The sequence below is a fragment of the Amycolatopsis bartoniae genome (genome assembly GCF_014191255.1).
GTDB classification, from domain to species: Bacteria; Actinomycetota; Actinomycetes; order Mycobacteriales; family Pseudonocardiaceae; genus Amycolatopsis_E; species Amycolatopsis_E bartoniae.
Genome location: NZ_JACHWH010000015.1, coordinates 45,663 through 66,295 on the forward strand (window position 1 = coordinate 45,663; position 20,633 = coordinate 66,295).

The window sequence follows — 20,633 nt, forward strand, 5'->3', positions numbered from 1 at the left end:
GAACGAAGCGCAGCTACGCTGACGCGCTGTACGGTGATTAGTCAGAAGACTAGAGTTTGTTTCCACTGTTCGTCTACGGGCAATTTCGGACCGAGCGCGCTCAACTCCCACGCGTCGGCCAGCGACTCGAGGACACCACCCTCGTCGATCTCCCACTTCCGGACAAGCATGAAGTAGGCCAGGCGTTCGAGCTGCGTCACCAGCAGAACGGCTATGCTGCGGGAGATCTCGTCCGGCTCCGGGAAACCCGCGCGACGGCGGTTGTCGCCGATCCAGGTGGTGAGGCGGCTGAGGAATCTCTCCAGCCGCTGGTCACTCACCGTGCGCAGACCGCGCTCGATGCTCTCGGCCTGCATCCATGCCCGGATGCTCGAACGATGGCGGGAGAACAAGGCGAAGTACGCTTCGAGCCACGCCTTGACCTTGTCGCGGTCGGGGGCGGACTGCTGCGTGAGACCGGCCAACAACGCTTCGGCTTCGAGCGTGTACTCCGCGATCAGCTCCGCGGCGACCTCGCACTTGTTCCGGAAGTACAGGTAGTACGTACCCCTGCTCGCGCCCGCCACCGCGACTATGTCATCGATGCTCGTGCCGGCGTAGCCCTTGCTGCCGAAGACCTTCTTGGCCGCGGCGACCAGCCTGCGCCGCGTCAGCTCCTTCTGCTCGGCGCGGAGCGACCGCGGGCGGCGCGTGCCAGAGGTACCTGCCATCGTCGATCTCCACCGCTTTGCTCGGGCGGGCCGCGCCGGTTCGGCCGCACATCCGGAAAATCACGGACCGGAACGCCGGGTTGCGTCCCGGCAACCTCAAACGACGACCGGAACCTTGGCCCAGCCGACGATGTTGCCCGATGGTGCCCGCTCGAGCCCCGATTCGTCGACGGTGTAGTCGGGGAACCTCGCGAGGAACTCCTCGATCCCGATTTTCGCCTGCATGCGGGCGAGGTGGGCGCCGATGCACAGGTGGATGCCGAACCCGAAGGCCACGTGCCGCTGGATCTTGCGGTGGATGTCGAACCGGTCGGGATTGTCGAACTGCCGCTCGTCCCGGTTGGCCGCCGCGGTGATGAGCACGACGCGCTCACCCTCCGGGATCGTCGTGCCGTGCACTTCCACTGGCCGGGTGGTCCACCGGCCCTGGTAGTGCGCGGGCCCGCTGTGCCGCAGTGCCTCCTCGACCGCGTTCGGCACGAGGCTCGGGTCCTCCAGGAGCTCCTTGCGCTGATCCGGGTGCTCGGCCAGCAGTAGCAGCGTGTTCGGGATGTTCTTCGCCGACGTGTCGCCGCCGGCCGAGACGAGCAGCCAGCAGAACCCGAGCAGCTCGTCGTCGGTGAGGTCGCGGAGACGACCGTCCTCTTCGGTCAGTCGCGAGGAGATCAGCTGGGACAGGAAGCCGTCGTCGGGCTTGCGCCGCCGTTCCTTGATCAGGTCCCGGAAGTACGCCTGGACCTCACGCAGCGCGCTGCGGGCGCTCTGCGGCAGCTCGGGGCCGTCGCGGAAAAAGCCCGCGTGGAACAGCTCCTTGACGCGGACGCGGTCCTGCGCCGGAACCCCGAACAGTTCGCAGAACAGTTCGTTGGGCAGCAGGAAGCTGTACTCCTTGACGATGTCGAAACCGCCGGAGCCGACCAGCGGGTCGAGGTACTGCCGCGTGGTCGACCGGATCCAGTCGGTGAGCTCGCGGATACGCCGCGGGGTGAAGGCGGCGCTGACCAGGCTGCGCAACCCGCGGTGGTAGGGCGGGTCCGACTGGATCATCATCGGCAGCGGCTTGTCGAACCGCTCGATCGTGACACCCTGTGCGGACGAGTAGGTCCGCCAGTCGACCAGTCCCGCGAGGACGTCGTCGAAGCGCGAGAGTGCCCAGAACTTCAGACGGTCGTTGTAGTAGACCGGGTGCTCGTCTCGCAGCCAGCGGTAGGTCGGGAACGGGTCCCGCTGGATCGTCGGCGAGTAGGGATCGTATTCCATCGGGCAATCTCCACTGCTGGGGCGGCCAACTTCGCTATACGAGCGGTTCGTTTACTGACACAGTATATACTGAGATCCCTTGTGGAGGCGAGGATGCACCACGCGAGCAAAGGGATGTGCGGATGACGGAATGGTTGAGCGGCGGCCGCTGTCGGATGGCGGGCGCGCGTACCTGCACGACTATCCGACCCACGATTTCGATCGCGTGATGGCGGTCAACACGCGTGGGGCGTACCTCGTCCGGCGGCACGGCCTGAGGCTGTTGCTCGGCGCCGGGGGGAACACCGCGTCGACCCGCCGGGATGATCCCCGGCCCCAAGTCCGGCGCGTACGCGATGAGCGAGGGCGGCCCGCGGCTGCGGACGATCCTCGAGTGTCAGATCCCGCAGGAACGGCTGGGGCGGCGCCCCGAGGACGTGGCGAACCTCGTGTCGTTCCTCGTCTCGGACGAGTCGTCGTTCAGCACCGGGCGGTCGTCGCCGCGGCTTCGCGGTCGCGGCGACGAACCGGCGTCAGCGGACGCGGTACTCCAGCCGCTTGCCCGACCTGAGCTTGGCGACGCCTTCGGCCACCGCGTCGGGGTCGTTGCCGATCGTGGGGTAGACGATCGCGTGGTCGAGCCCGCCCGCCCACACGGAGTGCAACGCCGTCCAGACGCCGCGGACCGAGCCCTGGACCGCCCGCGGCGAGGCCTCGGCGATCTTCCCGGCCAGCGAGTGCGCCTCGTCCATGAGCTCGTCCTGGGCGAGTACGTCGGACACCAGCCCGAGTGCGAGCGCCCTGTCCGGGCCGATGCGCTCGTGGTTGCCGAGCAGCACCATGCGCATCACCTCGCTGTAGGGCATCCGGGCCAGTGCGCCGATGGGCTCGCAGGTGGAAGCGAGGTGGTAGGTCAGGTGCGGGTCGAAGAACGTGGCGTTCTCGCTGCAGATGACGATGTCGGCCTCGTTGAGGAAGTAGAACGCCCCGCCGGCGGCGAGTCCGTTTACCGCCAGCACGACGGGCTTCCAGCAGCTGTTCGACTTCGGTCCGAGCTTGCGCCGGCCGGCGTCCTCACGGTTCCACACGTTGGGCGTGTCGGTGATGCTCTGGGCGCGGTCGACCCCGGAGCAGAACGCCCGTCCCGCACCGGTCAGCACCGCGACGTGGACGTCGTCGTCGTAGCGGATGTCCTGCCAGGCGTGCGAGACCTCGTCCAGCATCTTCGGCGTGAAGGCGTTCAGCCGCTCCGGCCGGTTCAGGGTCAAGGTGGCGATGTGGTCCTTCTTCTCCAGCTTGATCGTCTCGTACACGCGCACTCTCCTCGTCGCCGGCCGGGTCTCGTCGAAAATACTAGACGCATTGTTGAGTGGATGGCTATGGAGTACGGTGATTGAGTAATCGTCCAGCGGCGGTGGGAGCTTGAGTGGCTGACGCGTTGAAGGGCCAGGTCGCGATCGTGACCGGCGGCGGCACGGGACTGGGCCGCGGTATCGCGGTCGAACTGGCCAAGGAAGGGGCACACGTCGTCGTCGCGTCACGGGGCCTGGAACATCTGAAGGACGGCGTGTCCGCGATCGAGCAGGCGGGCGGAACCGCTTCGGCCCACCAGGTCGACGTCCGCGACGCGGACGCGGTGCAGGCGATGGTCGACACGACCGTCCGGGAGCACGGGCGGCTCGACATCCTGGTCAACAACGCCGCGGGCAACTTCGTGCTGCCGGCCGAGGAGTACACACCGAACGGCTGGCGGACCATCGTCGACATCGTGGTCAACGGCACCTTCCTGTGCTCGTGGGCCGCCGGGCGGCACTGGATCGAGGCCCAGCACCCGGGCGCGATCCTGAACGTGGTCTCGACCCACATCTACAGCGGCTGCCCGGGCCTCGCGGCCTCGGCGGCATCGAAGGCGGCGGTCGCGAACCTCACCCAGACCCTCGCGGTCGAGTGGGGCGCGTACGGCATCCGGGTCAACGGGCTGGCGCCGGGCGTCTTCCCGAACCCGACCGTGCAGGCGCAGATGCACCCCGAGGAGTCCATTGAGGACGCGTACGCGCGCGCGGCGAAGGTCGTGCCGCTGGGCCGCGCCGGCGAGGTGTGGGAGCTGGGCCGCGCCGCGGTGTTCCTTTGCGGCCCGGACGGCGCGTACGTCAGCGGGCACACCCTCGTGATGGACGGCGCCAACTGGCTGCGGCGCGGGCACCTCACGCCGGAATACAAGACGGTGCCGCAGCAGATCGCGGAGCGCGGGATGCCCAAGCGGGAGAAGCGCTGACGTGGAACTGCGACCGAGCGACAAGGAAAAGGACTTCGAGCTCCGGCTGCGGGCCTGGCTCGGCGACGTCCTGCCCGACTTCGCCGACCGTCCGGACTTCAACGACTCGCCGGCGCGCCGCGAGTTCGACCAGCGCTGGCAGCAGGCCATGCACAAGGCCGGCTGGGCCGGCGTCTCGTGGCCGAAGGAGTTCGGCGGTCTCGGCGCGACGCTGATCGAGCAGCTGGTCTACCACGAGGTGACCGCCGAGCTCGACGCGCCGCAGCCGGGCCTCAACTTCGTGGGTCTCTACCACGCGGGGCCGACGATCATGCGGGTCGGCACGCCCGAGCAGCGGAGCCGGTGGCTGCCGGCGATTCTGCGCGGCGACCAGATGTGGTGCCAGGGCTTCAGCGAACCCGAGGCGGGGTCCGACCTTGCGGGCATCCGCTGCCGGGCCCGCGTCGAGGGTGACCACCTGGTGGTCAACGGCTCGAAGATCTGGAACAGCAACGCCCACGTGGCCGACGTCGGCGAGCTGATCGTCCGTACCGGCGCGCAGGAGGATCGTCACCGCGGCCTGACCTACCTCGTCGTCGACATGGACACCCCCGGCATCACGATCCGCAACATCGTGCAGATCGACGGGTGCCCGGAATTCAACGAAGTCTTCTTCGACGACGTGCGGGTCCCGCTCGCCAACGTGCTCGGCCAGGTCGGCGAGGGCTGGAAGGTCGCGATGACCACCCTGGGCTTCGAGCGTTCCACCGCGTTCGCCGACCGGGAGCTGCGCCTGCGGCAACGGGTGCGGATGGTCGCGCGACTGCTGGAACGCTACGGCGCCGGCGTGTCCGCGTGGCAGGAGCTGGGCGAATGCGCCGCGGAGGTCTCGTCGTTGCGGTCGATGGTCTACCGCGAGCTGTCCAAACTGGCGGCCGGCGCCGACCCCGGGTCCGAGGGCTCGCGGCTGAAGCTGTTCTTCGCCGAACTGGACCAGCGGATCGGGCGCCTTGTGACGGACGTGCTGGGCGCCGAGGTCACCGCCTACGACGAGGTGCCCGGGGAGTGGACGGCCCGGTATCTGCGCACGTTGTCGTCGTCGATCGCGGCCGGTGCCTCGCAAATCCAGCGCAACATCGTCGGGGAGCGGGTGCTCGGGCTGCCCCGTGAGGGAGGCAAGCGGTGAATCTGGAATACGACGACCTGGAGCGGCAGCTCGCCCAGTCCGTCCGCGAGTTCTGCGACGACCGCTTCGACCGTGGCACGCTGCGCAAGTTCGCCGACGGCGGCGAGCGGCCGTCGAAGGCCTTCTGGAAGCAGGCCGCCGATCAGGGCTGGTTCTCCCTGCGAGTGCCCGAGGAAGCCGGTGGCGCGGGCCTGTCGATGGTGCACGCGAGTCTGCTGTTCCTCGAGATCGGGCGTGCGCTGGTCACGGGCCCGCTGCTGTGGACCCACCTGGCGGCCACCCACTTGCGGGAGGACAAGTACGCGGGCGCCGCGGATGGGACGCTCGTCGTCGCGGGTGCCGTGCGCGTCGAAGGACGCCCGCTGCTGGTCGAAGACCTCGACGTGGCCGACGTGGTTCTCGTGGTGGCAGGCGACGAGGTCGTGGCCGCGCCCGCCGCGCAGCTGAAAGCCAAGCCGCGCAAGAGTTTCGACCCGACGCGGACGCTGTCCGAGATCACCGGTCTCGGCACCGCGGAAAGGGCGGGCGGCCCGGAGCTGGCCCGCGCACTGCGGCTGGAGGGCGCGGGCCTGACCGCGGCGGCCGCCGCCGGGGGAGCGGCCGCCGTCACCGGGCTCGCCGTCGAGCACGCCAAGGCACGCACGCAGTTCGGCAGGCCCCTCGGCAGTTTCCAAGCGGTCAAGCACCTGTGCGCGGAGATGTCGGTCGCGGCGCACGCCGCGGAGTCCTCCGCGCTGTGGGCCGCTTTGCACGCGGCCGAGAACGGGCTCGAGTCCTCCGCGCAGGAGATCCACATGGCGTGGCTCGTCGCCACGAAGCGGTTCCTCGCGAACTCGCGCACGGCGGTCCAGGTGTTCGGCGCGCTCGGCTACACGTGGGAGGCCGACGTGCACCTCTACCTCAAGCGCGCGCACGCGCTGAGCACCTCGTTCGGCTCCGCCCCGCAAGTCGCGCTCGGGATCGGCCAGTCGCTGCTGGCGGCAGGGGGGACGGCGTGAGCGCGGAGAACCGTCCGGCACTCGTGACCGGGGGAGCGGGCTGGATCGGGAGCGCGCTGTCGCAGGCACTGGCCGCCGCCGGCCACCCCGTGGCCATCGGGTACTCCTCGGGCGAGCAGCGGGCGGCCGCACTGGCGGAGAAGATCGCCGCCGACGGGGGCGTCGCGATCCCGGTGGCGTTCGACCTGTCCGGCCGCGACACGATCCGCAGTGGCCTTGCCGAGGTCCGCGAGCGGCTCGGCCAGGTTTCCGTGGTCGTCAACAACGCGGGCGTGAACGTCGGCAAGACCGTCGTGCGGCACACGGCCGCCGAGTGGGAGCGGCTGATCCAGGTCAACCTCACCGGCCCGGCGTTCCTGGTCCGCGAGTGCCTGCCCGCGATGTTCGAGGCCGGCTGGGGCCGCGTGGTCAACATCAGCTCCGCCGCGGGCCAGACGCCGTTCCTCGCGGCGGGCCCCTACGGCGCGAGCAAGGCCGGGCTGAACATGTTCACCCGTGTCGTCGCGCTGGAGGTCGCCAACAAGGGCGTGACCTCCAACGCCCTGTCTCCCGGTGTCGTGGCCAGCGACATGCTGACCAGGCACGGCGACGCGATCCTCGACCTGAACGTGCAGGCGCAGTCGCTGAAACGCCCGATCGAGCCCGGCGAGATCGCGGCCGCGCTCGCGTTTCTCGTCAGTGACGAGGCGGCCGCGGTCAACGGGCACGTCCTTGCGATCGACGGCGGCGGCCCGACGTTCCTGCCGCGGCTGCCGAAGAAACAGGACCGCACGGGCGGAAGGAGCGCGCCATGACCCGCGTCGCACTGGTGACCGGCGGGGCCGGCGGCATCGGGAGCGCGATCACCCGCGCGCTGGCCGCGGACGGGCTGGCGGTGGCCGTCACGTTCGCCTCGAAACCGGGCCGGGCCGACAAGCTGGTCGACGAGCTGCGCCGCGGAGGCGGGCGGGCCGTCGCCCTCCGCTGCGACGTCGGTGACGCGGCCTCGGTCGACGAGTGCGTGTCCGCCGTGGAGTCCGAGCTGGGGGCGCCACAGGTGCTCGTGAACAACGCGGGCGTCCGCGCGGTGGGCGCGAGCCACCGCTTCACCGACGAGGACTGGGACGCGAGCATCGCGACGAACCTCACCGGTGTCTTCGCGATGACCACGCGGCTGCTTCCCGCCATGGCGTCCAGTGGCTGGGGCCGCGTCATCAGCATCAGCTCACCCGCGGGGGCGATCCCGATGCCGGGCTCGGCCCTCTACGGCGTGAGCAAGGCCGGGGTGAACCAGCTGTCCCGGGTGCTCGCCCAGGAGGTCGCGCCCGACGGAGTCACCGTCAACGTCGTGGCTCCCGGGATCGTCCTCACCGACATGACGTCCGGGATGGGTGAGCACCTGCAGAACAGCATGTCGGCCCAGTCCAACCCCCGGACGGTCGAACCGGAGGAGGTCGCCGCCGTCGTGGCGTTCCTCGCCCGGGACGAGGCCGCCATGGTCAACGGACAGGTCATCGCCGTCGACGGCGGCGGCCCGCTCGCCGTTCCCAGGCCACGACCGCGCAAGGCGCGTCAATCAGCCACATCCGAAGGAAAGCGGGGATGAGCGTGTACGAAGAACCCGACCTGTTCGTCGACGGCCGGTGGGTACCGGCGACGGGTGGCGCCATCACGGTCGAGAATCCGGCGACCGAGGAGCGGATCGGTACTGTCGGCGGTGCGAGCGAGTCCGATATGGACACCGCGGTTTCCGCCGCTCGCAAGGCTTTCGACGACGGCCCGTGGCCGCGCATGGCGCCCCGCGAGCGCAGCGCCGCCCTGTTCCGGCTGGCCGACGCGCTCGGCCGCAGGCGCGATGAGATCACGGAGCGGCTGGTCACCGACGTCGGCACGCCGGTGTCGCTGACCCGAGGCCTGCAGCTCGCGCGCCCACTGGAGCACTGGCGCTACCTGGCGGAGATGGCCGGCCGCCGCGACGACGAGCCGGTTCCCCCGGTCCCCGTCACGAACGTCCCCGGTGTGGTCGTCCGCGAGCCGGTGGGCGTGGTGGCCGGCTTGTGCGCCTACAACTTCCCGTTCCTCATCGCGACGTGGAAGCTCGGCGCCGCACTCGCCGCGGGCTGCACAGTCGTCTACAAGCCGAACGAGATCGCGCCGCTCATCTCGTACGAACTGGCTCGTGCCGCGGAAGAGGCCGAGCTGCCACCGGGGGTGCTCAACCTCGTCGTCGGTGACGGGCCGCACATCGGGGCGGGCCTCGTCGCCCACCACGGCGTGGACGCCGTGTCGTTCACCGGCTCGGTGCCGGTCGGCCGCTCGGTGCTGCGGGCCGGCGCGGCGAGCTTCAAGCGTGTCGTGCTGGAGCTGGGCGGCAAGTCGCCCGCCATCGTTCTCGACGACGCGAACATCGACGGCATCGTGCCCGCCCTCGTGGGTGGCTTCGTGGTCAACGCGGGCCAGTCCTGCGGCGCGACCACCCGCATCATCGTCGCCGAGTCGCGGTACGACGAAGTGGTCGACAAGGTCTCGGCCGCGGTGGAGGCGACGGTCGTCGGCGACCCCGCGGATCCCAAGACCCAGGTGGGCCCGCTGATCAGCGCCGCACAGCGCGAACGGGTCGAGGCGCACCTGGCGACGGCGGATGACGACGGCGCGAAGGTCGTCGTCGGCGGTGCGCGCCACCCCGGGTTCGGCCGCGGCTACTACTTCCAGCCGACCGTCGTGCTCGCCGACAACAAGGCCCACCTCGCGCAGGAGGAGATCTTCGGCCCGGTCGTCACCATCATCAAGGCCAAGGACGACGACGACGCCGTCGCGATCGCCAACGACTCCCGCTTCGGCCTCGCCGGCGTGGTGTACGGGCGCAAGCGCGCCCGTGCGATGGGGGTCGCCCGCAGGATCCGGGCCGGCAACGTCGGCGTGAACACCGGCGTCTTCAACCAGGCCGCGCCGATCGGCGGGTACAAGGAGAGCGGGCTCGGCCGGGAGGGCGGCCCGTGGGGCATCGACGAGTTCTGCGAGCTCAAGCTCCTGTCGTGGAACTGAGGCATCCGATGGGCACAGACAAGGTCCTCCGCACCGAGCGCGACCACATCACGGTGCTGACGATCAACCGGCCCGAGGTCCGCAACGCCGTCGACGTCGAGACGGCACGGACGCTCAACGACCACTTCGACGAGCTGGAGCAGGACCCGTCGGTCCGCGCGGTCGTGCTGACCGGTGCGGGCGGCAAGTCCTTCTGCGCCGGGATGGACGTGCGGGCCGCCGCGAGCGAAGGCTCCGACGGGCACCTGAAGATCTCCGGCGGATTCGCCGGGATCACCCGGCGCGACTTCCCGAAGCCGCTGATCGCCGCGGTGAACGGCACCGCGCTGGGCGGCGGGTTCGAGGTCGTGCTCGCGTGCGATCTCGTCGTCGCCGCCGAGCACGCGATGTTCGGGCTGCCGGAGGTCCGCCTCGGCAGGCTCGCCGGTGGCGGCGGGCTGCTCCGGCTGGCCCGGCTGATCCCCGCTCCGCTGGCGCTGCAGATGGCGATGACCGCGGAGCCGGTCGGCGCCCGGCGGGCGTACGAACTGGGCCTGGTGAACGCGGTCGTCCCGGCGGACGACCTGCTCACCGAGGCGACCGGGCTCGCCGCGAAGATCGCCCGCCAGGCGCCGCTCGCGGTCGCCGGCTCGAAGCGGGTCATCAAGGAGACCGCCGACCTCCCGCTGCGGGACGCGTGGCGGCTCAACCACGAGATCGCGCGCGAGGTGCGTGACTCGAAGGACGCGGCGGAGGGTCTGCGGGCCTTCTCCGAGCGTCGCGACCCGGTGTGGACGAACTCGTAACGCGGTGGAGGGCCGGGTATGAACAGTGGTGTCGAGGATACTGGAGAGCTGACCGCGCCTCGGGAGTGGCAGTACTGCTCGGGGTGCAGGCCGCAGGGCGCCTGCCGCGTCGGGCTGGTGCGCTGGCTGGAGGAGGACGGCTCGGTGAGCGGCCGGATCACCTTCGCCAAGGACGTCGAAGGCGGCCCGGGTGTGATCCACGGCGGGTACGCCGCGGTCGTGTTCGACGAGCTGCTGGGCACCGCCACCACCGGCCCCGCCGGCGTACCGGTCGCGGTCACCAAATCGCTCACGGTGCACTACCGCAGGCCCATCCCCATCGAGCAGCCCATCGTGCTGCGGGCCTGGCGCGTGCGCACCCTCGGCCGGGACATGCTCATCGACGGCGAGATGCGGCTGGCGTCGAGTGGCGCGCTGCTCGCGACGGCGGAGTCGGTGTTCACCGCGGTGACCGACCGGCATTTCCAGCGTCACCAGGAATGGCTCGCTCAGCAGCGGCCCGCATAAACGGTGTACTGCCGCGAATTCGATGACGTAATGTACAGTGAGAATACGACTCGTTACAAGGGAGGGCCGAAATGCCGCTGCAGCCCCACATGAAGATGCTCTCGACGGACGATCACCTCATCGAGCATCCCCGGGTCTGGCAGGACCGGCTGCCGGAGAAGTACAAGGAGATGGGTCCCCGCGTCGTGGAGGAACCCAGCTCCTCGGGTAAGCCCAAGCAGGTGTGGCACTACGCGAACCAGCGCTACCCCTCGCTGGGCCTGAACGCCGTGGCGGGCAAGGCACCGGAGGACTGGGGCGTCGACCCGGTACGCTTCGACGAGATGATCCCCGGGTGCTACGACCCGAAGGCCCGCCTGGTGGACATGGACCTCGACGGGGTGTGGGCCCAGCTGTGCTTCCCGTCGCTGCCCGGCTTCTCCGGGACGATGTTCCTGCGGCGCGGTGACGACGGTCTCCGTGAGGCCTGCATCCAGGCCTACAACGACTTCGTGCTCGACGAGTGGTGCGCCACGGACCCGAGCCGCTACATCCCGGCGGTCATTCTCCCGCTGTGGGACATCGAGAAGTCGGTCGCCGAGGTGCAGCGGACCGTCGCGAAGGGCGCGAAGGCCATCTGTTTCACCGAGAACCCGGTCCCGCGCGGGCTCCCGTCGTTCCACACCAACCACTGGGACCGCCTCTTCGCCGCCGTGCAGGAGGCCGACACGCCGCTGGTCGTGCACTTCGGAAGCTCGGGTTCGGCGCCGAACACCGCGCCTGAAATGCCGATGGCCACGATGATCACGCTGTTCGGGACCAACTCGATGTCGGCTACGGCAGACCTGCTGTTCAGTCCCACCCTGCACAAGTTCCCGAAGCTGAAGTTCGGGCTGTCGGAGGGCGGCATCGGCTGGATCCCGTACATCCTCGAGCGCGCCGACGCGACGTGGAAGAAGCACCGCTTCTACCAGAACATCAACCAGGACGTGCTGCCGTCGGACTTGTTCCGCAGGCACTTCCACGGTTGCTTCATCGAGGACGACTTCGGTCTGGAGAACCGCGACGCGATCGGTGTCGACCTGATCACGTGGGAGTCGGACTACCCGCACTCGGACTCGAACTGGCCCAACAGCCGCAAGCTGGCCGAGGAGCAGTTCAAGAACGTCCCCGACGAGGACACCCACAAGATCGTGGAGCTGAACGTGCGGCGGCTCTACAACTTCTACTGAGCGTGGAGCGGAACTACGCCGAACGGATGAACGACCGGACGGGGAAGAAGGACCTCACGATCTTTCACTACTACTACAACCCGTCCGCGGACAGCGCGGCCTTCGCCGCGGTTTCTGGCGGCCGGGATGGGGCGCGATGCGGGCGACCTGCGGTAGCGGAGGCAAGCAGCAGGATGTCCGAAAACGGCCGACTACGTGGCGATCATCCGCTTGTGGCAGAAGTACGCGCACGCGGTCGACACGAAGAACTGGCAGACCGCCGCGGGGTGTTTCCAGGGCGGCATGGAACTACTGAAGGTTTCCGGGAACAGAAGGGATCTCCCGTGGTGGAGCGTAAAGATCTGGCCGACTGGGCGGATCAGGACCTGTTGACCCGTGACGAAGCGGGTGAGCGGATCGACGAGGAGATCTCGCTCGCGGAGGAGAAGCTCGCCGGGCTGGGGCCGGACGGCACCGGGCGGAAAGAGCTGGAGCAGCGGCTGAGCGTGCTGCGTGAGGTCCGCCGGTCCTACTCGGCCGAGTGATTTCTGAACCATCGTGAAACCGAGGCGACCTACCGCAGAAGTCTCGCCCAGGGCCGGAGGCGATCGCCGGGTGCGAGGAGCACCTACGTCATCGCCGGTCACACCGCCGCCGGCGGAGGGTCGTCACGGTCTCGAGCAAGGAGGCACATGCGTGCTTGGCAGTTCGTGGCGGTAGGAAAGTCGTTGGAGTGCAGGGAAGTTCCGGAGCCTCGTGCGGGCACGGGCGAGGTCGTGGTCGACGTCAGAGCGGCCGGCCTCTGCCACACCGATGTCGGGACGATGGAAGGCGCGCTCGAAGGACTGCTGGACCACGTGCCGATGACGATCGGCCACGAGATCGCCGGTGTGATCAGCGAGGTCGGTTCCGGCGTGAGCCAGTGGACCGTGGGCGACAGAGTCGTGATTCCCGCTGTGATGGGCGGAGCGGGCTCGGGCCGCGACGGCGGTTTCGCCGGCAAGGTGATCGGCCTGGCGGACGAGCTCGTGGCCATTCCGGACGGTGTGTCGTTCGCCGAGGCGGCCGCCGCGACGGACGCGGGGATGACCTCGTACAAGGCGGTCCGCGTGGCGGGCGTCGGCGCGGGCACCAAGCTCGGCGTGGTCGGGCTCGGCGGCCTGGGCATGGTGGGTGCGCGGATCGCGTTGCTCAAGGGCGCCGAGGTGTACGCGGCCGAGCTCAAGGAAGAGGTGTGGGACAAGGCGAAGGCCGTCGGCGTCACGGCATGCGCGCGCTCGATCACCGAGTTCGCGGACGCCGGTCTCGACGTGATCATCGACTTCGCGGGAGCCGACACCACGAAGGACGCGATCGAAACCGTGCGGCCCGGTGGCCGCGTGGTGCAGATCGGGGTCTTCCGTGCCACCGGTGAGCTACCGGTCCTCACGCTGGTGATGAAGGAGGTCGAGCTCCTGGGCTCCAACTCCGGCACGCACGAGGACGTCACCGGCTACCTCGGGCTGGTCGCCGCGGGCAAGCTCGACGGCGGGCTCGGCACCATTTCGTTCGACGAGATCGGCGAGGGCATGGATCGGCTCCGCCGGGGCGAAGTGTCCGGCCGGCTCGTCGCACTAGTCTGAAGCCCGGTCCGAAAACCCCTGCTGCGCAGGCGAAAGCGCGGTGCACCTTGCTGGGTGCACCGCGCTTTCGCTTGTCCCTGCTGCTGTCGCCGGGTTGTGACCATTGACACCCTTGAGGCGCTGTGATTAGCGTCATCGTCGAATCTTGAACAAGTGGTCAATAGATGACGACTTGTCGTAAGAAATGAGGAACGATGAACCGGCTATCGGGAAAGTCCATTGTGGTCACCGGCGCCGCACAGGGACTCGGGCGTAGTTGTGCGTTCCGGGTGGCCGAGGAGGGTGCGGCTGTCGCGGTGGCCGACATCGACGGCGAGGGCGCTGCGAACGCCGCCCGGGACATCGCCGGCGCCACTGGGGCCAAGACCGTCGCCATCACGGTGGATGTGTCCATGGCCGCCGACGCGGAACGGATGACCGCCGAGGTCGTGGCGGCGTTCGGGAAGCTGGACGGCGCGGTGAACAACGCCGGGATCAGTGGCCCGCCGAGGGTCCGGCTCGCCGACTACGAGCCCGCCGACTTCGAGCGCGTCGTCGCGCTCAACCTCACCGGCACCTTCCTCTGCCTCAAGTACGAGATCGCCGCGATGCTCGGCACCGGTGGCGGCTCGATCGTCAACGTCTCCAGCGTGGGAGGCCTTATCGGAGCCGGAGGTTCGTCGGCCTACATCAGCTCCAAGCACGCGGTGCTGGGGCTGACCAAGGACGCCGCGATCGACTACGGCAAGGACGGGATCCGGGTCAACGCGTTGTGCCCCGGTTCCATGCTCACGCCGATGGCCGCCGCCTGGTACGAGAGCCATCCCGAGGACAGGGAGACGTTCGCGGCGATGACGCCGCTCAACCGGGTGGCGACTCCGGACGAGGTGTCGCACGCCGTGGTCTACCTGCTCAGTGACGAGTCGACCTACACGACCGGGCACGCCCTCGCCACCGACGGTGGCGCGGCGGCCTGGTGACCGGTGCCCGCCCGGCTCCCGCCGCGTTCTTTCCCGTTGTGACCAAGGAGGTTCACGTCCTCATGACCCAGATTTCCGCCCGCCCGCGGGTCGCCCCCGAAGACCCTTCGTTCTTCACCGGTGACCTGCGCGAGGCCGTCCGGTGGCTGCACGCCGAGGAGCCCGTTCATCTCCGTGACCCGCGTCCTGCCTATCCCCGGGAGTTCTGGGTGGTCTCGCGGATGGAGGACGTACGCCGGGTGCTGCGCAGTCCGGCCGAGTTCACCAGCACCCAGGGGACCCTGCTGGCGTTCCGTTCGGCCGATCCCGAAGAGCTCCCGAAGGACGACAGCCGTTTCCTCACCCAGCACGTCATGTGGATGGACCCGCCGGACCATTCACGGCACCGGAAGCTGATCAGCCCGCATCTGGCGATGAAGCAGGTCAACTCGTTCGAGCCGTGGATCCGCGACATCGTCCGGGAGCGCCTGGCCGCCGCCGGTGACGGGCAGGTCGTCGACTTCGTCCAGCTGATCGCCGCCGCGGTGCCCTGCTACGTGATGTGCGAGCTGCTCGGCGCGGACCGTCGCCACGAGCAGAAGTTCCACGAGTGGACGCACGCGGTCTTCATGGGCACCGAGATCGGTGGCGAGAGCCCCGTGCCCGCGATGGTGGAGATGTACGACTTCTTCGAGGAGCGCCTCGAAGAGCGGCGGCAGAGCCCGGGCCGTGACCTGCTCACGACGCTGGTCCAGGCGCAGCTCGACGGTGACTCCCTGACCCCGGCCGAGGAACTGATGTGGAGCTGGACGCTGCTGTCCGCCGGCAACCACACGACCCGCGACCTGATCGCGGGCGGGATGCTGGCCCTGCTGGAGAACCCCGCCGAGTTCGACCGGTTGCGGGCCGATCACTCACTCGTCCGCGACGCGGTCGAGGAGATGCTGCGGTACGTCTCGGTCGCGCGCTACAACATGCGCACGGCGCTCACCGATGTCGAGCTGCACGGCCAGGTCATCAAGGCGGGAGACCCCGTGTATGCGGCGTACTGGGCGGCGAACCGCGACGAGAGCGTGTTCGACGACCCGTACCGCTTCGACGTCGCGCGGCCCAACGCGCGCGAGCACATGGCCTTCGGTTACGGCCCGCATCTGTGCATCGGCGCCCAGCTGGCCCGCCTGGAGACGCGGATCGTGTTCGAGGAGCTGCTCGACCGTTTCCCGCGCACCGAACTGGCCGGTGAGCCGGAGAAGATGGACAGCGTGATGGTGAACTGCGTGTCCGGCCTGCCCGTGCGGTTGCGTGCGTGATGGCCGCGACGGTGCAGGACGAGCTGGAGATCACCCGGCTGCTGGCGCGCTACAACCGCTACTTCGACCGTGGACGGGTCCACGACGCGGCGGAGCTGTTCGTGGCGGACGGCGTCCTCGACGGGGTGGAGGGCGTCCAGTCCGGCAAGGCCGCGATCTCCTCGTACATGGCCTCGTTCTGGACGAACGAGGCGTGGTCGGCGGCGCACGGCGGCCAGCACATCATGTCCAATGTGGACATCGAGTTCACGTCCGGGGACAGCGCCGAGGTGTTCTCCTCGCTGGCGTTCGTTGCCCCCGCTGGGCAGGGGTGGACGATCCTGTTCGCCGGGAGCAACAGCGACCAGGTGGTGCGCACCCCCGAAGGCTGGCGGTTCGCCGTCCGGCGGATCCGGGTCGGACCGGTCGAGAACGAGGGCGAGCAGGCGTGAGTGGAAGCGGTGTGTCCCGTTCCGCCCGGACGGGACACACCGCTCTTTCAGCGCCCGCGGAACTCCGGTTGACGACCCTCGGCTCTGGCTGCCTTGCCTTCGCGGTAGTCCTCGGACGCGAAGAGCAGCGCCTGCGCGAGGTTTTCCTGCCGCAGCGCCGAAGCGTGGGCCTCGCGGTCGAGGTCGTCGATGATCTGGCGGGCAAGGCGAACCGCCAGCGGGCTGCGTGAGGCGATGAGCGACGCCACCTGCCACGCTTCGTCGTCGAGCCGTTCGGGCGGCACGACCCGCGAGACGATCCCGGCGGTCAGGGCCTCCTCGGCGGTCAGCGTGCGGCCGGTCAGCACCAGGTCCTTCACCATGCCCGGGCCGGCGAGCGCCCGCAGCCGCGAGACGCCGCCGGTGTCGGGCACGAGCCCGTGCCCGACCTCCGGCAGCGCCATCTTGGCGTCGGTCGCGGCGATCCGGACGTCGCAGTGCAGGGCGCGTTCGAACGAGCCGCCCAGCACCCAGCCCTTGAGCGCGGCGATCACCGGCACCGGCATCGTCGAGATCAGCGTGATGTTTTTCTGGAACTTGGCGACGAACTCCAGGTCCGTTTCCCCGCCGGGGCGGCCGCCGAGCGCCTTGGTGTCGCGCCCGGAGGAGAAGGACTTCCCTTCGCCACGGAGGATGACCGCGCGCAGGCCAGGCCTTTCGTGCAGCTCGCGCAGGATGTCGGTGAATGCGTAGGCGACGTCGTTGTCCACCGCGTTGTGCCGCTCGGGCCGGTTGAAGCTCACGGTGGCGATGTGGTCGCGTACGCCGAGCAGGACGAGCGGGCGGGTCCCGGTCACGGCCGGATTCGGGTCGGTCATGAAAGCCTTTTCTGTCAAGGGGTTTCCGCGGTTCAGCACTCGACGAGCACGGCGCCGGCCTGGCCGCCACCGGCGCACATGGCGGCGACTCCGAGGCCGCCACCACGCCGGCGCAGATCGTGGACGAGCGTCGTCAGCATGCGCGCGCCCGACGCGGCTGTCGGATGGCCGATGCTGCACCCGCTGCCGTGGATGTTGACCTTCTCCTCATCGAGGGCGAGCTCGCGACAAGCGGCGACCGGCACCGAGGCGAACGCCTCGTTGATCTCCCACAGTGCGATGTCCTTTGTGGTCAACCCCGTGCGGCGCAGTACCTTCGGGATGACGTCGAGGACGGCGGAACCGGTCCGCTCCGGGGGAACGGCCGTCCAGGCCCAGCCGCGCACGCGACCGAACGGTGTGCCGCCATAGGACCTGGCGGTGTCCGCGTTGCCGAGTACGAGCGCGGCGGCCGCGTCGTTGACTCCGCTGGAGTTGCCCGCGGTGATGGAGAAGCCCTCGATCTCTGGGTGCAACGGTTTCAGGGACGCCAGCTTCTCCAGCGTCGAATCCCGGCGCGGATGCTCGTCGACGGCGAACTCGGTGATCGAGCCGTCGGGGAGGATGGCCTTGACGGGCACGATCTCCTCGGCGAACGTGCCGTCGTCGATCGCGGCCACCGCCCGCCGGTGCGAGCGGTAGGCCCAGCGGTCCATCTCCTCCCGGCTGATCCCGATGGCCTGCGCGGTGTTCCAGCCGACCGTGATCGTCATGTCCCAGTTGGGCGCCGTGGGGGAGTCGGGGTGGGTGGGGCTCCACCACGGTTCGAGGTACTCCTCGGTGCCCGGCACGCGCCAGCGTTGCACCGGCGCGGTCGAGGAGGACTGGACCCCGCCCGCGATGACCACGTCGTCCATGCCGGCGATGATCGAGCCCGCCGCGTTCGCCACGGAGGTGAGCGAGCCCGCGCAGTGCCGGTTCACGGCCTGCCCGCCGACGTTGACGAGTCCCGCTTCGATCGCGGCGTGGCGCGCGATGTCCCCGCCGCCGTAGTAGGACTCGGCGAACACGACGTCGTCGAACCGTTCCGGTTCGAGGCCGGACCGGGTGCGGGCGGCGTCGACCGCGACGCGCGCGAGCTCCAGCGCGCTCGTGTCGCGCAGAGTTCCCTTGTGTGCTGTGCCGACCGCCGTGCGCACGGCGCTGAGGATCCAGGCCTCCGCCATCGGTTCCCGCCTTCCTCGTGGTCTGCTCGTCCGACGCGAAAAACACAGCGCCAGAGACTGACTAACCCGACTATTCTATGTACGCTCAGTTCAGTCAACAGATGGGAGGTCGGCGGAAGATGCGCATCGAAGGTGGCTCCGCGATCGTGACGGGTGGGGCCGGCGGGCTGGGTTCGGCGAGCGTCCGGCGGCTGGCCGGGGCCGGTGCGTCGGTGGTGATCGCGGACCTGGACGAGGACCGGGGCAAGGCCCTCGCCGGCGAACTGGGGCCGAAGGTGATCTTCGTGCGCACCGACGTCACCGACGAGGACGACGTGCGGCGGGCGGTCGACGCGGCCGCGGAACTGGGCCCGGTGCGGGTGTCGGTCTGCGTGCACAGCGGCCCCGTGGCGAAGGCCAGGGTCGTCAACCGCAAGGGAGCGACCTACCCGCTGGAGACGTTCCGGCGCACCACCGAGATCTACCTCGTCGGCACCTTCTCGCTCATGCAGAAGGCTGCTGCGGCGATGGCCGGAGCGCCCGAGCTGGACTCCGGCCTGCGTGGCGTGGTGATCAACACCGCGAGCATCGCGGCGTTCGAGGGCCAGGTGGGACAGTCGGACTATTCGGCCGCGAAGGGCGGTGTGGTGTCGCTCGGCCTCGTCGGCGCACGCGACCTCGCGCCACTCGGGATCCGCGTCATGACGATCGCGCCCGGGACGTTCTTCACGCCGGCCTACCGGATGGCGGAGGAAGAGGCACAGGCCAAATGGGGGCCCGGCATCCCCGCGCCGAAACGGATGGGGTCGGCCGACGAGTACGCGAAGCTGGTCATGCAGATCGTCGACAACGACTACCTGAACGGCGAAGTCATCCGCATCGACGGGGCGCAGCGCTTCAGCTGATCCGGTGCCGGATGCGACGAAACGAAGGAGTTTCACGGTGGGAACCGATCTGCGCACGGCGCGCTCGATCCACGCACTGACCCTCGGCGACATCGCCGAAAACAACGCGCGCCGCTTCGGTGACGCCACCGCGGTCGAGGACGAGGACAGCGTCTGGACGCACGCCGGACTCGCGCAGCAGGCCGGCGAGCTGGCCGCGGGGCTCGCTGCCCGGGGTGTCGCGCGCGGCGACGTCGTCGCCTGGACAGGGGGCAACTCGGCCTGGTTGCCGGTCGCGCTGCTCGCCGCGGGCAGATTGGGCGCGGCACTGGCGCCGCTGCACGCGAAGTCGACCGATGCCGAGCGCGAGGACCAGCTCGCCCAGCTCGGCCCGCGGGTGGTCCTCGACGGGCCTGGCGCGGCGGCCGCGCTGTGCGACGGGCGGACCCCGCCCGAGGACCAGGCGCTCGAGGACGAGCCGGTCCTCGTGATCGGTACCGGAGCGTTCGACGGGCGGCAGCGGTGGGCGCAGCTGACCCACCGCGGGCTCATCCTGCAGTCACTGCTGCTGTCCGCCCGCGACCAGCTCTCACCGCGTGAGGTCTACCTGGCATCCGGTCCGCTCGCCCATGTCGGGACGTTCCAGTACGTCCTCGCGCACTGGCTGGTGGGCGCGCGGACCGTGGTCCTGCCGCGCATGGAGCCGAAACAGTTCGCCGAACTGGTCGACCGGCTCGGGGTGACCGGCGCGTACCTCGTGCCCGCGTCGGTGCCCCAGATCGTGGCGGCCGCCGAGGAGCGGGGACTGAAGCTCTCGACGTTGCGCACGCCCGCCTTGTCCGGCAGCGAAATCCTGGACCGCTGGACGGCCATGACGTCGCGTCCGGTCTGGGCGGGGGAGTCGCTGGGCACGTCCACGGGCTACGGGCAGACCGAGGTCACCGGCCTGGTGACCAGCGTCGCGCTCGGCACCGGCGCGCCGGTGGGCAACGTCGGCTGGCCACAGCACGTGGCGCCGGTCCGGGTCGTGCGGCCCGGCACCCTCGAGGAGGCCGATCCCGGCGAGGTCGGCGAGGTCGTCGTACGCGGCCCCCTCGTCATGGCCGGGTACCGGGGCGACGACATGACGCGGCGCTGGGAGGGCGGCTGGCACCACACCACGGACCTCGGCGTCCGCGAAGCGGACGGTTCGCTCTCGTTCGCCGGCACGTCCACGAACATGGTCAAGAGCGGCGGCGAGAACGTCTACCCGGCCGAGGTGGAGCGAATCCTGCTCGGACACGAGGGCGTACGGGCCGTCTGCGTCGTGGGCGTCGAGGACGCCCAGTGGGGCAGCCGGATCGCCGCCGCGGTGGCCGGTGAGGTCACGGAAGCCGCGCTGGAGGAGTTCGCGCGTGAACGGCTGGCGAGCCACAAACGGCCGCGGCTGTGGGAAGTCGTCGACGAGCTGCCGAAATCGGCGGGCCGCGTGGACCGGGCCGCGGTGGCGAAGTTGTTCACGAACGGAGGTTGAC

Annotated in this window: 21 protein-coding genes; 16 read left to right on the forward strand and 5 right to left on the reverse strand. The window is 69.7% G+C overall.

Annotated features, from left to right (window positions below):
• Window positions 1-41: 41 nt before the first annotated feature.
• From FHX82_RS34660 to FHX82_RS34670, 3 genes are all read right to left on the reverse strand, one after another.
• On the reverse strand, window positions 42-710 hold the full coding sequence (locus FHX82_RS34660) for a TetR/AcrR family transcriptional regulator (protein WP_145934789.1): 669 nt from the start codon (window positions 708-710) through the stop codon (window positions 42-44).
• Between the two features lie 96 nt (window positions 711-806).
• Window positions 807-1,970, reverse strand: a complete 1,164-nt coding sequence (locus tag FHX82_RS34665; RefSeq protein ID WP_145934788.1) for a cytochrome P450 — start codon at window positions 1,968-1,970, stop codon at window positions 807-809.
• Between the two features lie 512 nt (window positions 1,971-2,482).
• A complete protein-coding gene (locus tag FHX82_RS34670) occupies window positions 2,483-3,262 on the reverse strand; it encodes an enoyl-CoA hydratase/isomerase family protein (protein ID WP_183177018.1) in 780 nt (259 codons plus the stop codon).
• A 113-nt stretch (window positions 3,263-3,375) separates the two neighbouring features.
• On the opposite strand from FHX82_RS34670, the gene FHX82_RS34675 reads away from it, so the two are divergent.
• From FHX82_RS34675 to FHX82_RS34740, 14 genes are all read left to right on the forward strand, one after another.
• Window positions 3,376-4,224 carry an SDR family oxidoreductase gene (locus FHX82_RS34675; protein WP_145934786.1) on the forward strand — a complete coding sequence of 283 codons (849 nt, stop codon included), beginning with the start codon at window positions 3,376-3,378 and terminating at the stop codon, window positions 4,222-4,224.
• Window position 4,225: 1 nt separating this feature from the next.
• Window positions 4,226-5,389, forward strand: a complete 1,164-nt coding sequence (locus FHX82_RS34680; protein ID WP_145934785.1) for an acyl-CoA dehydrogenase family protein — start codon at window positions 4,226-4,228, stop codon at window positions 5,387-5,389.
• Entirely contained in the window at window positions 5,386-6,387 is a 1,002-nt protein-coding gene (locus FHX82_RS34685; RefSeq protein ID WP_145934784.1) for an acyl-CoA dehydrogenase family protein, read from the forward strand. Before FHX82_RS34680 ends, FHX82_RS34685 begins: the two co-directional genes overlap by 4 nt.
• Entirely contained in the window at window positions 6,384-7,181 is a 798-nt protein-coding gene (locus tag FHX82_RS34690; RefSeq protein WP_183177019.1) for an SDR family NAD(P)-dependent oxidoreductase, read from the forward strand. Before FHX82_RS34685 ends, FHX82_RS34690 begins: the two co-directional genes overlap by 4 nt.
• On the forward strand, window positions 7,178-7,972 hold the full coding sequence (locus tag FHX82_RS34695) for an SDR family NAD(P)-dependent oxidoreductase (protein WP_145934782.1): 795 nt from the start codon (window positions 7,178-7,180) through the stop codon (window positions 7,970-7,972). The genes FHX82_RS34690 and FHX82_RS34695 overlap by 4 nt, the downstream gene beginning before the upstream one ends.
• The gene (locus FHX82_RS34700) at window positions 7,969-9,411 is read left to right on the forward strand and encodes an aldehyde dehydrogenase family protein (protein WP_145934781.1); all 1,443 of its coding nucleotides are present in this window, start codon (window positions 7,969-7,971) and stop codon (window positions 9,409-9,411) included. The genes FHX82_RS34695 and FHX82_RS34700 overlap by 4 nt, the downstream gene beginning before the upstream one ends.
• An 8-nt stretch (window positions 9,412-9,419) precedes the next feature.
• Window positions 9,420-10,196 carry a crotonase/enoyl-CoA hydratase family protein gene (locus FHX82_RS34705; protein WP_145934780.1) on the forward strand — a complete coding sequence of 259 codons (777 nt, stop codon included), beginning with the start codon at window positions 9,420-9,422 and terminating at the stop codon, window positions 10,194-10,196.
• 18 nt (window positions 10,197-10,214) lie between these two features.
• Window positions 10,215-10,703 (forward strand): PaaI family thioesterase, encoded by a 489-nt coding sequence (locus tag FHX82_RS34710; RefSeq protein WP_145934779.1) that lies wholly within the window; start codon window positions 10,215-10,217, stop codon window positions 10,701-10,703.
• A gap of 71 nt (window positions 10,704-10,774) precedes the next feature.
• Complete coding sequence (locus FHX82_RS34715; protein ID WP_145934778.1) at window positions 10,775-11,914, forward strand: amidohydrolase family protein; 1,140 nt, start codon at window positions 10,775-10,777, stop codon at window positions 11,912-11,914.
• A gap of 323 nt (window positions 11,915-12,237) precedes the next feature.
• The gene (locus tag FHX82_RS34720) at window positions 12,238-12,438 is read left to right on the forward strand and encodes a hypothetical protein (protein WP_145934777.1); all 201 of its coding nucleotides are present in this window, start codon (window positions 12,238-12,240) and stop codon (window positions 12,436-12,438) included.
• A gap of 147 nt (window positions 12,439-12,585) precedes the next feature.
• A complete protein-coding gene (locus FHX82_RS34725; RefSeq protein WP_145934776.1) occupies window positions 12,586-13,515 on the forward strand; it encodes a zinc-binding dehydrogenase in 930 nt (309 codons plus the stop codon).
• 194 nt (window positions 13,516-13,709) lie between these two features.
• On the forward strand, window positions 13,710-14,474 hold the full coding sequence (locus tag FHX82_RS34730) for an SDR family NAD(P)-dependent oxidoreductase (RefSeq protein ID WP_145934775.1): 765 nt from the start codon (window positions 13,710-13,712) through the stop codon (window positions 14,472-14,474).
• A 62-nt stretch (window positions 14,475-14,536) separates the two neighbouring features.
• Window positions 14,537-15,763: a cytochrome P450 gene (locus FHX82_RS34735; RefSeq protein ID WP_145934774.1), complete on the forward strand. Its 1,227-nt coding sequence runs from the start codon at window positions 14,537-14,539 to the stop codon at window positions 15,761-15,763.
• Window positions 15,763-16,194, forward strand: a complete 432-nt coding sequence (locus tag FHX82_RS34740) for a nuclear transport factor 2 family protein (protein ID WP_221216929.1) — start codon at window positions 15,763-15,765, stop codon at window positions 16,192-16,194. The genes FHX82_RS34735 and FHX82_RS34740 overlap by 1 nt, the downstream gene beginning before the upstream one ends.
• 47 nt (window positions 16,195-16,241) lie before the next feature.
• Here the strand turns inward: FHX82_RS34740 and FHX82_RS34745 are convergent, their stop codons facing one another.
• Both FHX82_RS34745 and FHX82_RS34750 read right to left on the reverse strand, forming a co-directional pair.
• Window positions 16,242-17,051, reverse strand: a complete 810-nt coding sequence (locus FHX82_RS34745; RefSeq protein WP_145934772.1) for an enoyl-CoA hydratase/isomerase family protein — start codon at window positions 17,049-17,051, stop codon at window positions 16,242-16,244.
• 32 nt (window positions 17,052-17,083) lie between these two features.
• Entirely contained in the window at window positions 17,084-18,256 is a 1,173-nt protein-coding gene (locus tag FHX82_RS34750) for a thiolase family protein (protein WP_183177020.1), read from the reverse strand.
• Between the two features lie 119 nt (window positions 18,257-18,375).
• Between FHX82_RS34750 and FHX82_RS34755 the strand changes: the two genes are divergently transcribed.
• Together FHX82_RS34755 and FHX82_RS34760 are read left to right on the forward strand one after the other, a co-directional pair.
• Window positions 18,376-19,140: an SDR family NAD(P)-dependent oxidoreductase gene (locus FHX82_RS34755; protein WP_145933448.1), complete on the forward strand. Its 765-nt coding sequence runs from the start codon at window positions 18,376-18,378 to the stop codon at window positions 19,138-19,140.
• Between the two features lie 37 nt (window positions 19,141-19,177).
• Entirely contained in the window at window positions 19,178-20,632 is a 1,455-nt protein-coding gene (locus FHX82_RS34760) for an AMP-binding protein (RefSeq protein WP_183177021.1), read from the forward strand.
• Window position 20,633: the final 1 nt, after the last annotated feature.